The following is a 14,694-nucleotide window of genomic DNA, read 5'->3' on the forward strand; positions in this document are numbered from 1 at the left end:
GTCAGACAGAGTCGTAAAGAAAGGGGGTGGCGCCCGGGGCAGAAGCGGGTTTCGATTTGAAACAGGAGGTGTCTGCTGGCGGCTCGGCGATGGGCGCAAGGTTACCACGCGCGCCGGGTCGGCGCAGGTGCGCACCGGACCGCCGTGAAGGATGCCTATACATTTGGCCGGGTGCGCGCAGGCGGTGAATGTGTAGACTTCCCCCGCTGTCCGTTCGACGGACCTGTCACTTTCTTCATTGCCAGGAATTGCACCATGGATGACATCACCCGGCTTGCCGACACGCTTGGCAGGCACCTTGTATCGCTCAAGGCTCAGGTCAGTACGGCTGAGTCATGCACCGGTGGTGGCATCGCCGAGGCCATCACCCGTATCAGCGGCAGTTCAGCCTGGTTCGAGGCGGGCTATGTGACCTATTCCAACGCGCAGAAAGTGCGTCAGTTGCAAGTGTCCGAGACGTTGTTCGACACAGTTGGGGCAGTCAGTGAAGAGGTGGTGCGAGCCATGGTGCTTGGTGCGCAACGCCATAGCGGTGCGCGCTTTGCCGTTGCGGTCAGCGGGGTGGCCGGTCCTTCGGGTGGCTCACCGCAAAAGCCGGTGGGAACGGTCTGGATCGGCTGGGCCGACGGCACGCAGGTTGTGGCTCAAGGCCATCATTTTGCCGGCGATCGCGATGAAGTACGCCGACAAACGGTCAGGGCCGCTCTAGAGGGGCTCATTCAACTTTGTGCAGGTGAAAAACCGAAACAGGGGTAGGCGAGCGCTCGGGGCTGTGGAATAATACTGGCTACTTATACAGTTGTCGTGGCCGCAAGGCCTTTAATGAATTTGATTACGTGAGGACTTCAATGGACGAGAACAAGAAGAAAGCCTTGGCTGCGGCCTTGGGTCAGATCGAGCGTCAGTTCGGCAAAGGTGCCGTAATGCGCATGGGTGACCAGGACCGCCAGGCTATTCCTTCCATCTCCACCGGCTCGCTCGGCCTGGACATTGCGCTGGGTATCGGCGGTCTGCCACGCGGCCGTATCGTCGAGATCTATGGCCCGGAATCATCCGGTAAAACCACCCTGACCCTGTCGGTGATCGCCCAGGCACAGAAGCTGGGGGCCACCTGCGCCTTCGTCGACGCCGAGCACGCCCTGGACCCTGAGTACGCCGGCAAGCTGGGCGTCAATGTCGACGACCTGCTGGTTTCCCAGCCGGACACCGGCGAGCAGGCACTGGAAATCACCGACATGCTGGTGCGCTCCAATGCCGTCGACGTGATTGTGGTCGACTCCGTGGCCGCCCTGGTGCCCAAGGCTGAAATCGAAGGCGAAATGGGCGACATGCACGTGGGCCTGCAGGCTCGCCTGATGTCCCAGGCGCTGCGCAAGATCACCGGTAACATCAAGAACGCCAACTGCCTGGTGATCTTCATCAACCAGATCCGCATGAAGATCGGTGTAATGTTCGGCAGCCCGGAAACCACCACCGGTGGTAATGCCCTGAAGTTCTACGCTTCGGTGCGCCTGGACATTCGCCGTACCGGTGCCGTGAAAGAAGGCGACGAAGTGGTCGGCAGCGAAACCCGCGTCAAGATCGTCAAGAACAAGGTGGCACCGCCGTTCCGTCAGGCCGAGTTCCAGATCCTGTACGGCAAGGGTATCTACCTGAACGGCGAGATCATCGACCTGGCCGTGGCGCATGGCTTTCTCGAGAAATCCGGTGCCTGGTACAGCTACAAGGGCAGCAAGATCGGTCAGGGTAAGGCCAACTCGGCCAAGTTCCTGGCGGAAAACCAGGACATCGCCGGCGCGCTCGAGAAGCAGATTCGCGACAAGCTGCTCAATGGTGGTGCCGCAGCGGCTGACGCGCTTCCTGTAAGTGCCGATGAGTCTGCTGACGACATGGCCGAAATCGACGCCGATAGCTGATAGTCGACCATGACCACCGTGCTCGATACCCTCGTCGCTGTACGGCGCACTGCAATGGACCTGCTCGCACGTCGCGAGCACGGTCGTGTCGAACTGGCGCGCAAACTGCGCCAGCGCGGCGCCTCTTCCGAAATGATCGACGCCGCCCTTGACCGCCTGGTCGAGGACGGCCTCCTGTCTGAAGCCCGTTACCTTGAAAGCTTCATCGCCTCGCGTGCCCGTGGCGGGCAAGGCCCTTTGCGCATTCGTGAAGAGCTGAGCCAGCGCGGTCTGGCGCGTGCTGATATCGAGCAGGCGTTAAGTGAGTGCGATATTGACTGGCGAGCGCGGCTGGAAGAAACCTGGCAGCGCAAGTTTGCCGGCAAGTTGCCTGCTGATATGCGTGAGCGTGCCCAGCAGACCCGTTTCCTGAGCTATCGGGGTTACCCGATGGACCTGATCGGCCGCCTGTTGAGCGGCCGGGGTGGCGATTTCGACTGAGCCTATTGAGCGGTGCCTGAGCCCGCCAGCCAGCCCTCAATCGATATTCAGCGGTTCGCGTGAAGCAGCTTCGCTGCAAGGCAAGGTATCTACCCAGTTTTCCGGCTGGTTGATACAGTCGATCAACTCGCGCAAGCGCCCTTGCTGTCGTCCGGTAAAGGCGAAGGTCAACCGTGTCAGATGACTGAACGGTGAGTCTTCACGTTCAGGCGATTCAACACCAAGTTGCTCGAACCCCCCGCTCAGGCACAGATCGGCAAAGGTGTTGCGCACATGCGCCAACGCTGTCTCGTTGAGCGGGTGGTGCATGCGCAGTACGAATGTCTTTTTCAGCCAACGGCTTGAATGGAAGTTGCTGTAAAAGCGATCGATTTCCTCGACGGCCTGCTCAGGGCTGTGCACCAGGCGCAGCAGTTGCATGTCGCTGGGCAGGATGTAGTGATTGTCCTGCAGCTGGGCCTTGAAAAAATCCAGTGCACCCTGCCAGAAGCCACCCCCGGGCACGTCGAGCAGGACGATGGGCACCAGTGGACTCTTGCCGGTCTGGATCAGGGTCAGCACTTCAAGCGCTTCATCCAGCGTGCCGAAGCCGCCCGGGCAAAGCACCAGCGCATCGGCCTCCTTGACAAAGAACAACTTGCGCGTGAAAAAGAAGTGGAAAGACAGCAAATGCTCGCTGCCCTCTACAGTGGCATTGGCGTGCTGTTCGAAGGGCAGGGTGATATTGAGTCCCAGGCTGTGTTCAAGCCCGGCCCCTTCATGGGCGGCGGCCATAATGCCGCCGCCACCACCGGTAATGACCATGATGCCGGCCTTGGCCAAGCGCTCTCCCAGTTCACGCGCCTGCCCATAGAGCGGGTGTTCGAGCGGTGTGCGGGCCGAGCCGAATACCGTGACCTTGCGGCGTCCCTTGAACTGCTCCAGAACACGAAAGGCGTTATCCAGCTCGCGCAGTGTCTGCAGAACGATCTTGGCATCCCAGCGATTGCGGTCATCCTCGGCCATGCGCAAGACGGTGAGGATCATGTCGCGGTACAACGGCAGGTTGGCGCTGCCAGGCGCCAGCAAATCAAGGTGTTTCTGGACCTGGTCGGTGATATCCAGGCCTTTGTCCTGAAAGTGCCGGGACAGAACATCGTTGGGTACATACGGCATTTAGGTGTTCTCCTCCTGCAGAATCGATACAACAGCCCGCTGCATGTCGGGTCTGCACTTGAACCGGAGCCGATCCTGCCTGTGTCCTTGGGTTGGCGAAATACGTGGGTATTCGGTGATGGGCAATTTCCTGTCGCCAGCAGGGCTGCAAGCCTGCATAAAGGTTATCAAGGTTTGTGCTGTGGCCGCTTGTCGATATCGGGTGCGACTTGTCAGCGCCCGTCCGTCGGGCAGCCGGATGCGTGTCCGTTGCTCTGATTTACTGCATTCAGGACGGGGCCCGATCGCAATGCTCAGGCCGTTTGCACAGCAGCGGAACCTGGCCGGTGGCCAGTGATGATGGACGTGCAGGGAGGCTGCAGATGGTAATCATCAGGATTGAAATGGATCAGTGGCTGTACGACGCGATCGAGCAGTCTGCACAGACGGAGGGCTTGACAGTGCAGCAGGAATGCCTGCGCCGACTGCGCGGAGAGGAAACCCGCTCGCGGTATGTCCAGGCATTGATTGCCGAGTTGCGCGCCGACGAGGAGCAACGGCGCGCTGCAAGACGCATGCACGCCGCCAAATCGTAGCGCTTACTTCTTGGCTGCAGGTTTGGTGGTGCAATCGGTATTGATGAACGACTGGCTGATGACTGGGCGGTTGGTCTTGTACTCGGTGAACTGATACTTGAGCACGGCCCCCTTGGTCATCAACTGGCGATAGCCGTTGTTGTGACAGACACTGTTGGCCAGTTGGGCGCGCACGGTGTCGGGATTGGCACGCATCTGCCGGGCCTGGCCTTCACGCACGCTCAGGTGATTGATCAACTCGTTGCCGTTGACCGTGTAGCCCTGGTCAAGAATGTCTTCGTTGATGGCGCGCGGCGTGCCCACACTGCTTTCCCTGGCGACTTGTTCCAGCATTTTGCTCAATTCGTACTCTTGCTTCGAAGCGGCCTGGGCAACCAGGGGGGCTGCGAGCACAAGCATGAGGGTGGGGGCGATAAGGCGCAGCATTGAACTCTCCTGATACGGTGGCTGGCGCTTTGACCAGCAACTAGGGTGGGCGTTCACAACGAGGCGCGGCAGTATAGAGTCTATGGGCCACGAATCACATCGTGCCGAAAACGCGGGCCGACCGCGCTCTGGTAAACTGCGCGCACTTTTCAGTCCTGTCGGGTTATCTGCTGTGCCGATGCTTTTTCCCTGCGAGTGTGTCTCGCCATGAGCCACGCCGTCTCCCGCCTGCGCGACGAGCGTCTGGCGCGCAGTACCAAACCGTTTATTGCCCGGGGTTCGCGAGCGCCGCGTTGCCCCGGTTGCCGGGTGATTTTCAGCTATTGCCTGTGTGCCTGGCGCTCGCACGCAACGGCTGTTTCGGCGATGTGCCTGTTGATGCATGATACCGAGCCCTTGAAGCCGACCAATACCGGCTGGCTGATCGCTGATGTGATCGAGGATACCCATGCCTTCGGCTGGTCGCGCCTGGACGTCGACCAAAGGCTGCTGGCTTTGCTCGATGACCCACAATGGCAGCCTTATCTGGTGTTTCCCGGTGAGTTCGTCGCCCAGGAGCGCGTGGTCAATCAGGTTGCTAAAGGATCAGGCAAGCGTCCGCTGTTCATCCTGCTGGATGCCACCTGGACAGAAGCGCGCAAGATGTTTCGCAAAAGCCCGTACCTTGAGCGCTTTCCGGTGTTGAGCCTGGCCCCGGAACAGATCTCGCGCTATCGCTTGCGCCGTTCCAGACGTGACGATCACTTCTGCACCGCCGAGGTGGCGGCGTTGTGCCTGGAGCTGGCGGGCGACACCGAGGCCAGCCAGCAACTGGATGCTTATCTGGATGTGTTCACGGCCCATTATCTGGGCGCCAAGTATCAGAATCCGATCGATCCGGATGACGCTGTGCATGAGCGGCTCAAGGCCTGGCTTTGAAACGGATGGCTTACAGGCCAACTGCCACCCTCTACCCGGATCGCGCTTGACCACCACGGCCCGGCTGGGCATGCTTGGCGCCGCCCCGAGTCGCGCAGGCACGCTGAGCATTGGCCGACATTCGCAGTGGCTGGATCGGGTATTCGTACTCAGTATAAAAAGGATCAAATAATGACCTACGATATCCTGATCGCCGATGATCACCCACTGTTTCGCAGTGCCCTGCATCAGGCGCTGAGCCTGGGGCTCGGTCCGCAGGCACGGCTGGTCGAGGCCGACAGCATTGCGCAGATCGAAGCGCAGCTGGCCCACAAGACCGATTGGGACCTGGTGCTGCTGGACCTCAACATGCCAGGTGCCTATGGCTTCTCGGGCCTTGTGTTGCTGCGTGGTCAATATCCGCAGATTCCGGTGGTCATGGTGTCGGCGCAGGAGGAGGCGGCCATCGTGGTCCGCTCTCGCGAATTCGGTGCCAGCGGGTTTATTCCCAAGTCCAGCCCCCTGGAAACCATCCAGCAGGCTGTGCGTACCGTGCTTGAAGGTGATGCCTGGTGGCCGCCACAGGCCGACGAGGCCGTCAGTGTCTCGGCCGAGGCCAAGGCTGCCAGTGCCGGCCTGGCCAGCCTGACGCCGCAACAGTTCCGGGTGCTGACCATGGTCTGCGAAGGGTTGTTGAACAAGCAGATTGCCTATGAACTGAGTGTGTCGGAAGCCACCATCAAGGCGCATGTCACGGCGATCTTTCGCAAGCTCGGCGTGCGCACCCGCACTCAGGCCGCACTGCTGCTGCAACAGCTGGAATCGATTCCGGCGCAATAATTCGGCGGGTTCACATTTTTTTGACCAGGCCGGCCTTAATTTCCCTCCTCCTTATTGCATGGCAGTTCTCTGTATGTCGCCTTTCAAGGGCCAGACCGGCCTCAAACGTATTTTCAATGCTGCCGGGTATTCGTTCGATGGCCTGAGTGCCGCCTTCAAGGGCGAGGCTGCCTTTCGCCAGCTGGTGTTGCTCAATGTCGTCCTGATTCCGCTGTCGTTCTTTGTCGACGTCAGCCGTGGCGAACACGCGCTGTTGATTGCCGTATGCCTGCTGGCGCTGATCGTCGAGTTGCTCAACTCGGCGGTGGAAGCAGCCATCGACCGGATTTCCCTGGACCTGCACCCCTTGTCCAAGAACGCCAAGGACATGGGCAGCGCCGCGCAACTGATTGCCCTGAGCATGATTACCGTGGTCTGGGCTGTGATCCTGCTTGGCTGACAGGCCCGTTCAATAAAGACTGGGCAACACAATCTGGTCGCTGCGCTGCACGCCGGCGGTAAAGGCCCGGCACAGCTCCAGGAACTCGCGCATCGCCGAGGTCTGGTACTTCTGTTTGTGCCAGATGAAGTAGAACTGCCTCGACAGGTCCAGTTGCGGCGTGTCCAGCGCCACCAGGCTGCCGCGGCGAAAGGCATCGCGCAGGGCCAGCCTGGAAATGCAGCCGATCCCCAGTCCTGATTCCACCGCCCGCTTGATGGCTTCGGTGTGCTCCAGTTCCAGCCGCACGTTCAGGCCGTTGCGATGATGACGCAAGGCCTGGTCGAAAGTCAGGCGGGTGCCGGAGCCCTGTTCGCGCAGAATCCAGGCTTCACGGGTAAGCTCTTCCAGCGACGCCTGGCCCTTGATGGCCAGCGGGTGTTGTGGCGCGCAGAACACCACCAGTTCGTCCTCGACCCAGGACTGCACTTCAATGTCCGGGTGGCTGCAATCACCCTCGATCAGGCCCAGGTCGATTTCGTAGTGCGCGACCTGTTGCACGATGTGGGCGGTATTTTGCACATGCAGCTTCACCTGGCTTTCCGGGTGGCGCTGCATGAAGCTGCCGATCAGCAGGGTGGCCAGGTAATTGCCGATGGTCAGCGTCGCCCCGACCGCCAGCGAGCCGAAACCGGACTTGCCGTTGAGCAGGTCTTCGATTTCCTTGGCCTGGTCGAGCAGGGCCACGGCTTGAGGCAGTAGTTGGCGGCCGGTTGCATTGAGGCTCAGGCGCTTGCCGGCACGGTCGAATAGCTGACAGCTCGACTGGCGTTCCAGCTCGGTGATCGAGGTGCTGGCCGCCGATTGCGACAGTGACAGCAGAATCGCGGCCTTGGAGACGCTTTCCTGCTGGGCGACGGCCACGAAGACCTGGAGTTGACGCAGAGTAAATCGCATATCTATATAACCGATAACCCATATCTTGATAATTCAGTTAACAGATATTGTGTCTGCCACTAGAATGGCGCGCAATAGCGCCTGTGCCGGCGCGAGCAGATTTCTTCAGGAGTTTTCACGTACATGAGCAACATGTATCACGAGCGTGTCCTTAGTGTTCATCATTGGAATGACACTCTCTTCAGCTTCAAGTGCACCCGTGACCCAGGCCTGCGCTTCGAGAACGGTCAATTCGTCATGATCGGTCTGCAGCAGCCCACTGGCCGTCCGCTCATGCGCGCCTATTCCATTGCCAGCCCGAACTGGGAAGAGCATCTGGAGTTTTTCAGCATCAAGGTGCCGGATGGCCCGCTGACCTCCCAGTTGCAGCACCTCAAGGAAGGCGATGAGATCATCATCAGCAAAAAGCCTACCGGCACCCTGGTGCTCGACGACCTCAAGCCCGGCAGGCACCTGTACCTGCTGAGCACCGGCACGGGTCTTGCGCCGTTCATGAGCGTCATTCAGGATCCGGAAACCTACGAGCGTTTCGAGAAGGTCGTGCTGGTGCACGGCGTGCGTCACGTCAACGAGGTGGCTTACCACGAGTTCATCACCGAGGTCCTGCCGCAGAACGAGTTCTTCGGTGAAGCGCTGCAGGAAAAGCTGATCTACTACCCCACTGTGACCCGCGAGCCGTACCGCAACCAGGGGCGTCTGACCGACCTGATGCGCAGTGGCAAGCTGTTCAGCGACATCGGCCTGCCGCCGATCAACCCGCAGGACGATCGTGCCATGCTGTGCGGCAGCCCGAGCATGCTGGATGAAACCAGTGAGGTGCTCAACGAATTCGGCCTGACCGTTTCGCCGCGCATGCGCGAGCCGGGTGACTACCTGATCGAGCGCGCCTTCGTCGAGAAGTGATCGGCGCCTGAAGAAAAAACCCGCCGGCTCCCACAAGGGGGCGGCGGGTTTTTTTATGGGCCGTTGGCCGGCACCACTTCCAGTACCCGGATCAGCCCGGGCTCCGGGTAATGCCAGCGTACATCCAGGTCCCAGAACTGCGCACCATAGCGCCGCTCAGGCGCCGGCACCTGGTATGCCGGTCGCGGGTCCTGGGCCAGGCACTGTTCGATCAGCTCGATCAGCGGCTCGCCCAGGCGCACGGCCTGCGCGTGAGCCTGTTGCAGGGCATCGTCGTGCCAGCGCACCGGGATCAGCACCGGTGCGGCGCTGGCCATGTCGTTGCGCGCCCCGGCCACGCTGTCGGCGTAGGGCACATAGGGCTTGATGTCCAGCACCGGCGTACCGTCGAGCAGGTCGATGCCCGACAGCCACAGACGGCCTGCTTCAACCTTGTCCAGGCGCACCACCGACTGGCCGATGCCGTTCGGGCGGTGCGTGGCACGGGTGGCGAACACGCCCATGCTCTGGTTGCCGCCCAGACGCGGCGGCCGTACCTTCAGGCGCGGCGTGGTTTCCAGGGCCTGATGAAACAGGAACAACAGCCAGACATGGCTGACCTGCTCCAGGCCCTGCACGGCATCGCCCTGGTCGAACGGTGCCACCAGCTCCAGCACGCCGCGTGCCGCCGGCGCCAGGTGTGGCTGGCGCGGGATGGCGAACTTTTCCTTGAAGCAGGAGCGCACGAAACCCACGGGTGACACGCTATGGTTCATGGCTGGGCAGGGCGCACGCGCAGGGTCAGGCCCTTGAGGAAGTTGCGCAGCAACTGGTCGCCGCATTCGCGGTAGTTGTTGTGGCCGACCTTGCGAAACAGCGCACTGAGCTCGGGCTTGGACACCGGAAAATCAACCGAGGCGAGGATCGCGTGCAGGTCTTCTTCCTTGAGCTCGAACGCCACGCGCAGTTTTTTCATCACGATGTTATTGGTGATCGGCAGCTCGAGTGGTTGCGGTGCACGGCTTTCGTCCTTGCCACGCTTGAAATACACCAGGCCATCGAGAAAGTGCGCCATCAGCTCGTCGGACAGCACGACATAGCCCTCGTCCTCTTCCTTTTTCAGGAAGGCGGCCACTTCTTCACGGCTCAGTTCGCAGCCGGCCAGCTTGAGGATGTCGACGATCTTGAAATCGCTGATGTCGAGCATGTAGCGCACGCTGCGCAGAATATCGTTGTTGATCATGGAAGCAGGAGTCCTTTCAGGTCTTGAGCCTGGAAAACGGTCATCAGAATTTTTCTTGGGCGGTCATGTAGCGCCATTGCCCTTCAGGCAGCTTGCCCATGGACACGCCGCCGATGCGGATACGACGCATGGCGACGATTTTCAGGCCGACAGCGCTGCACAGCTGGGCGATGACGTCGGGTTGCGGGTTCTTCAAGGCAAAGCGCAGGCGGTTCTCGCTTTGCCAACTGGCCTTGACCTTAGGCAGTTCCTTGCCCTTGTGCATCATGCCGTGGTTCAGGCGGTTGAGGCCGTGGGCGATCATCTCGCCGCTGACTTCAACCACGTATTCCTGTTCGATGCGGCTGCGATCGTCGGTGAGCTTGCGCAGGATTTTCCAGTCCTGGCTGAACACCACCAGGCCGCTGGCGTTGGCCTGCAGGCTCGACACCGCCTCCTGACGCAGGAAGTGGCCCTTGAGCACACGCTTGCTGTAACTGTGCTCGACCGACAAGGTGCCCGGGGTGATCGAGCCAAGTGCGGCGTCCAGGCTCTGGCTGGCCGGCTTGTGCAGGATCAGGGTGACCGGGTCCGGCGCGTTGGCGACCGCTTGCGGGTTGAGTTCGACCTTCTGCTTGTCGACCTTGAATTGCGGCTCTTCGATCACTTCGCCATCGACGGTCACCCAGCCGCCTTCGATATACAGCTCGGCTTCGCGACGCGAGCAGCCGGTCAGCTCGATGAGGCGTTTGGAAAGACGTAGGGGTTCAGACATGAAAGGCAGCCGTCGTTAAAGAGTAGAAAGGCGCCATTGTACGCATGCGCGCCCGGTTAATCTGTTTGCTGCTCAGCTTCGAGCAAGCCTGTCCGGTTCAAGGGTCAGGCGCAGCATGGGGTAGGGTTGGCCGAGGCCGTCCACCGGGCTGCGGCTGCTTTGCCTGAAACCATGGCTGAGGTAAAACCCCAGCGCCTGTGGATTCTGTTCGTTGACGTCCAGCTCGTGGATGCCGAAATGCTCGATGGCATGGTTGAGCAGGTGCGTGCCCAGCCCCTGGCCGCGGTACTGGGCGCCGACAAACAGCATCTGCAGTTTGCCCAGGCTCACACCCGCAAACCCTGTGATCAGCCCTTGGGCGTCGCGGGTGCAGAACAGGGTCACGTTGTCCAGATACTGGTCCAGCAGCAGACCCTTGAGACGTTGCAGGTAAGGCTCGGGCAAAAAGTCATGCGTGGCGCGCACGGCGCTTTCCCAGAGCTCGATCAGCCGTGGGTAGTCGTGCCTGTCAGGGCAATGGAAGTCCATCTCGCCTCACTCCTGCGCCAATGAAAAGCCCCGCGACGGCGGGGCTGGGGAAGCACCGTCCCGGGGATTACAGCGGTTCGGCCCACAGGTCGTACTCGTCGGCGTCGGTCACCCGGCACATGATCTTGTCGCCCGGCTTGACGGGACTGTCGTCCTCAAGACCAATGTAGACGTTGCCGTCGATTTCCGGAGCGTCGAAGAAGCAACGTCCGACCGCGCCGCGCTCGTCGACCTCATCGATCAGCACTTCGATGTCCTTGCCGATCTTCATTTGCAGGCGGGCGGCACTGATGGCCTGTTGATGGGCCATGAAGCGGTCCCAGCGGTCCTGCTTGATGTCATCGGGCACCACGGCGGCGTCCAGCAGGTTGGCCGGTGCGCCTTCGACCGGCGAGTACTGGAAGCAGCCGACACGGTCGAGCTGGGCTTCGGTCAGCCAGTCGAGCAGGTACTGGAAGTCTTCTTCGGTCTCGCCCGGGAAGCCCACGATGAAGGTCGAGCGGATGATCAGGTCCGGGCACTGTTCGCGCCAGTTCTTGATCCGCGCCAGGGTCTTGTCTTCGAAGGCCGGGCGCTTCATCAGCTTGAGCACTTTGGGGCTGGCGTGCTGGAAGGGAATGTCCAGGTACGGCAGGATCTTGCCGGCGGCCATCAGCGGAATCAGCTCGTCGACGTGCGGGTACGGGTAGACGTAATGCAGGCGCACCCAGACGCCCAGCGAGCTGAGCGCCTGGCACAGTTCGGTCATGCGCGTTTTCACTGGCTGGCCGTCCCAGAAACCGGTGCGGTACTTGACGTCTACGCCGTAGGCGCTGGTGTCCTGGGAGATCACCAGCAGTTCCTTGACGCCGGACTTGACCAGGCGCTTGGCTTCATCGAGGACGTCGCCCACGGGACGGCTGACCAGCTTGCCGCGCATCGACGGGATAATGCAGAAACTGCAACTGTGGTTGCAGCCTTCGGAAATCTTCAGGTACGCGTAGTGGCGCGGGGTCAGCTTGATGCCTTGCGGCGGCACCAGGTCGATCAGCGGGTTGTGATCGATGTTGGGTGGCACGACCGAATGCACGGCATTGACCACTTGTTCGTACTGCTGGGGACCGGTGACCGACAGCACGCTGGGGTGCACGTTGCGGATCACGCTTTCATCGACGCCCATGCAGCCGGTGACGATTACCTTGCCATTTTCGGCAATCGCTTCACCGATCACTTCCAGCGATTCGGCCTTGGCCGAGTCGATGAAGCCACAGGTGTTGACGACCACCACATCGGCGTCCTCATAGGTCGGCACGACTTCGTAACCTTCCATGCGCAGCTGGGTCAGGATGCGCTCGGAGTCTACAAGCGCCTTCGGGCAGCCGAGGCTGACGAATCCGACTTTGGGCGCGGATGCGGGAGTGTTGACGGTGGACATGGCAAACCTCGGCGTGAAGGGGGAGGCCTCAACGCACTGCGCGGGCTCCGACGTGGGCGCTGGGTGCGCCTCTGGTCAAAAAGTGCGCAATTCTAGCGATCAGCCGGCGACATGACCAGTGCCTGACGGAGAAATAAGACGAGTGCTGCGCTATGCTTCGCGCCGTTGCGCACGGAATCTGTCAAGAAACCGTGCAAACTCAATTGTTTCCTGTTGTTAAGCTCAAACACGATTCAGCCCGGGCGCAGGTCGCCCCGGTCTCAAGTTCCGGCTTCTGGAGTTTTCGATGAGTCATACAAGTAGTCAGGCCGGAACAGGAAGTGCCGCCAAACCGTTGGGATTGCTGGTGGCGGCAGTGGGGGTGGTGTACGGCGATATCGGCACCAGCCCGCTGTACACCCTCAAGGAGGTGTTTCAGGGCGGTTATGGGGTTGAAGTGACCCACGATGCCATTCTCGGCGTGTTGTCGCTGATTTTCTGGTCGTTGATCTGGGTGGTCTCGTTCAAGTACATGGTGTTCGTCCTGCGTGCCGACAACCAGGGCGAAGGCGGCATCATGGCCCTGACGGCGCTGGCGCGGCGGGCGACGGTGCGCTTTCCACGGTTGCAGGCGGTGATGATCGCCTTCGGGTTGTTCGGGGCGGCCCTGTTCTATGGCGACAGCATGATTACGCCGGCAGTATCGGTGCTGTCGGCCATGGAAGGGCTGGAGCTGGCTTTCGAGGGGCTGGAGCGCTGGATCGTGCCGATGGCGCTGGTGGTGCTGGTGGGCCTGTTCCTGATCCAGAAGCACGGCACCGCGCGTATTGGCGTGCTGTTCGGGCCGGTCATGGTCCTCTGGTTTCTGGTGCTGGGAGCGCTTGGGGTGTACGGCATCCTGCACAGCCCGGAGGTCTTGCAGGCGGTGAATCCGGTGTGGGCGGTGCGCTTTTTCATCGTGCATCCCGGCATCGGCGTGGCCATTCTCGGCGCGGTGGTGCTGGCCCTGACCGGTGCGGAAGCCTTGTATGCCGACATGGGGCATTTCGGTCGCAAGCCGATTTCCCGGGCCTGGTTCATCCTGGTCCTGCCGGCCTTGCTGCTCAACTACTTCGGCCAGGGCGCACTGGTGCTGGAACACCCTGAAGCGGTGCGCAACCCGTTCTACCTGCTGGCGCCGGGCTGGGCCTTGCTGCCGTTGATTGCATTGTCCACGCTGGCGACCATCATTGCCTCGCAGGCGGTGATTTCCGGCGCCTTCTCCATGACCTTGCAGGCCATTCAGCTCGGTTACATCCCGCGCATGTACATCCAGCACACCTCCAGTGACGCCCAGGGGCAGATCTACATCGGTGCCGTGAACTGGGCGCTGATGGTCGGGGTGATCTTGCTGGTGATCGGGTTCGAGTCTTCAGGCGCGTTGGCATCGGCCTACGGTGTCGCGGTGACCGGCACCATGCTGTGCACCACGATTCTGGTGTCGGCGGTCATGCTGCTGTTGTGGAAGTGGCCGCCGTTGCTGGCCGTGCCGCTGCTGATCGGACTGTTGCTGGTCGACGGTCTGTTCTTCGCCGCCAACGTACCCAAGGTAGTGCAGGGCGGGGCCTTTCCGGTGCTGGCGGGGGCGGCGTTGTTTATCCTGATGACCACCTGGAAACGTGGCCGGCAACTATTGGCCGAGCGCATCGACGAGGGGGGGCTGCCATTGCCGATCTTCATCGGCAGCATTCGTGTGCAGCCCCCACACCGTGTGCAGGGCACGGCCGTATTCCTGACCGCCCGCTCGGACGCGGTGCCGCATGCCTTGCTGCACAACATGCTGCACAACCAGGTATTGCACGAGCAGGTGGTGTTGCTGACCGTGATGTATGAGGATCAGCCACGGGTACCGGCCCATGAGCGCTTTGAAGTAGAGGCTCATGGCGAAGGCTTTTACCGGGTGATCCTGCATTTCGGCTTCATCGACGAGCCGGATGTGCCTCAGGCACTGAGCCTGTGCCCGCTCGATGAGCTGGACTTCAGCCCGATGCGTACCACGTATTTCCTGAGCCGCGAGACCGTGATTCCTTCGAAGATGGTCGGCATGGCGCGCTGGCGCGAGGCGTTGTTCGCCTTCATGCTCAAGAATGCCAACGGCAACCTGCGCTTCTTCAAGCTGCCGTTCAATCGCGTGATCGAGTTGGGTACGCAGGTCGAGATGTAAATGAAAAAGCCCCGGTCACCTTGTGGT

Annotated in this window: 17 protein-coding genes; 9 read left to right on the top strand and 8 right to left on the bottom strand. The window is 61.0% G+C overall.

Annotated features, from left to right (window positions below; translation table 11 throughout):
* Positions 1–255 precede the first annotated feature (255 nt).
* From ASF84_RS02855 to recX, 3 genes are all read left to right on the top strand, one after another.
* Complete coding sequence (locus tag ASF84_RS02855) at positions 256–756, top strand: CinA family protein (RefSeq protein WP_056834995.1); 501 nt, start codon at positions 256–258, stop codon at positions 754–756.
* A gap of 92 nt (positions 757–848) precedes the next feature.
* Positions 849–1,916 (top strand): recombinase RecA, encoded by a 1,068-nt coding sequence (recA, locus tag ASF84_RS02860; protein ID WP_056834997.1) that lies wholly within the window; start codon positions 849–851, stop codon positions 1,914–1,916.
* A 9-nt stretch (positions 1,917–1,925) separates the two neighbouring features.
* Positions 1,926–2,396 (top strand): recombination regulator RecX, encoded by a 471-nt coding sequence (gene recX / locus ASF84_RS02865; protein WP_056834999.1) that lies wholly within the window; start codon positions 1,926–1,928, stop codon positions 2,394–2,396.
* A gap of 36 nt (positions 2,397–2,432) precedes the next feature.
* Here recX and ASF84_RS02870 read toward each other — a convergent pair whose 3' ends face one another.
* A complete protein-coding gene (locus ASF84_RS02870; protein ID WP_056835001.1) occupies positions 2,433–3,551 on the bottom strand; it encodes a TIGR00730 family Rossman fold protein in 1,119 nt (372 codons plus the stop codon).
* A gap of 362 nt (positions 3,552–3,913) precedes the next feature.
* Between ASF84_RS02870 and ASF84_RS02875 the strand changes: the two genes are divergently transcribed.
* Positions 3,914–4,126 (top strand): hypothetical protein, encoded by a 213-nt coding sequence (locus ASF84_RS02875; protein ID WP_056835003.1) that lies wholly within the window; start codon positions 3,914–3,916, stop codon positions 4,124–4,126.
* A 3-nt stretch (positions 4,127–4,129) separates the two neighbouring features.
* Here ASF84_RS02875 and ASF84_RS02880 read toward each other — a convergent pair whose 3' ends face one another.
* Complete coding sequence (locus ASF84_RS02880) at positions 4,130–4,552, bottom strand: quorum-sensing-regulated virulence factor family protein (protein WP_056835004.1); 423 nt, start codon at positions 4,550–4,552, stop codon at positions 4,130–4,132.
* Positions 4,553–4,759: 207 nt separating this feature from the next.
* Here ASF84_RS02880 and ASF84_RS02885 point away from each other — a divergent pair, with 207 nt between their 5' ends.
* The 3 genes from ASF84_RS02885 (at position 4,760) to ASF84_RS02895 (ending at position 6,728) form a co-directional block, all read left to right on the top strand.
* Positions 4,760–5,470 carry a tRNA-uridine aminocarboxypropyltransferase gene (locus ASF84_RS02885; protein ID WP_056835006.1) on the top strand — a complete coding sequence of 237 codons (711 nt, stop codon included), beginning with the start codon at positions 4,760–4,762 and terminating at the stop codon, positions 5,468–5,470.
* Between the two features lie 168 nt (positions 5,471–5,638).
* Complete coding sequence (gene erdR / locus ASF84_RS02890; RefSeq protein WP_161959132.1) at positions 5,639–6,289, top strand: response regulator transcription factor ErdR; 651 nt, start codon at positions 5,639–5,641, stop codon at positions 6,287–6,289.
* Positions 6,290–6,362: 73 nt separating this feature from the next.
* Complete coding sequence (locus ASF84_RS02895) at positions 6,363–6,728, top strand: diacylglycerol kinase (RefSeq protein WP_056835009.1); 366 nt, start codon at positions 6,363–6,365, stop codon at positions 6,726–6,728.
* A 9-nt stretch (positions 6,729–6,737) separates the two neighbouring features.
* Here ASF84_RS02895 and ASF84_RS02900 read toward each other — a convergent pair whose 3' ends face one another.
* On the bottom strand, positions 6,738–7,664 hold the full coding sequence (locus ASF84_RS02900; RefSeq protein WP_056835012.1) for a LysR family transcriptional regulator: 927 nt from the start codon (positions 7,662–7,664) through the stop codon (positions 6,738–6,740).
* A 123-nt stretch (positions 7,665–7,787) separates the two neighbouring features.
* Here ASF84_RS02900 and fpr point away from each other — a divergent pair, with 123 nt between their 5' ends.
* Positions 7,788–8,567, top strand: coding sequence for a ferredoxin-NADP reductase (gene fpr / locus ASF84_RS02905; protein WP_056835014.1), 780 nt, complete (start codon positions 7,788–7,790; stop codon positions 8,565–8,567).
* Positions 8,568–8,620: 53 nt separating this feature from the next.
* On the opposite strand, the gene tsaA is transcribed toward fpr, so the two are convergent.
* The 5 genes from tsaA to rimO form a co-directional block, all read right to left on the bottom strand.
* Positions 8,621–9,322 (bottom strand): tRNA (N6-threonylcarbamoyladenosine(37)-N6)-methyltransferase TrmO, encoded by a 702-nt coding sequence (gene tsaA, locus ASF84_RS02910; protein ID WP_056835017.1) that lies wholly within the window; start codon positions 9,320–9,322, stop codon positions 8,621–8,623.
* Entirely contained in the window at positions 9,319–9,789 is a 471-nt protein-coding gene (locus ASF84_RS02915) for a DUF1456 family protein (protein ID WP_056835019.1), read from the bottom strand. The genes tsaA and ASF84_RS02915 overlap by 4 nt, the downstream gene beginning before the upstream one ends.
* A 43-nt stretch (positions 9,790–9,832) precedes the next feature.
* Positions 9,833–10,543, bottom strand: coding sequence for an rRNA pseudouridine synthase (locus ASF84_RS02920; RefSeq protein ID WP_056835021.1), 711 nt, complete (start codon positions 10,541–10,543; stop codon positions 9,833–9,835).
* 72 nt (positions 10,544–10,615) lie between these two features.
* Positions 10,616–11,071: a GNAT family N-acetyltransferase gene (locus tag ASF84_RS02925; RefSeq protein ID WP_056835023.1), complete on the bottom strand. Its 456-nt coding sequence runs from the start codon at positions 11,069–11,071 to the stop codon at positions 10,616–10,618.
* Positions 11,072–11,138: 67 nt separating this feature from the next.
* Positions 11,139–12,485, bottom strand: coding sequence for a 30S ribosomal protein S12 methylthiotransferase RimO (gene rimO / locus ASF84_RS02930; RefSeq protein ID WP_056835025.1), 1,347 nt, complete (start codon positions 12,483–12,485; stop codon positions 11,139–11,141).
* 286 nt (positions 12,486–12,771) lie between these two features.
* Here rimO and ASF84_RS02935 point away from each other — a divergent pair, with 286 nt between their 5' ends.
* Positions 12,772–14,667, top strand: coding sequence for a potassium transporter Kup (locus ASF84_RS02935; protein WP_056835027.1), 1,896 nt, complete (start codon positions 12,772–12,774; stop codon positions 14,665–14,667).
* The last annotated feature ends 27 nt before the right edge of the window (positions 14,668–14,694 follow it).

It is taken from the genome of Pseudomonas sp. Leaf127, from assembly GCF_001423155.1.
GTDB lineage: Bacteria > Pseudomonadota > Gammaproteobacteria > Pseudomonadales > Pseudomonadaceae > Aquipseudomonas > Aquipseudomonas ovata.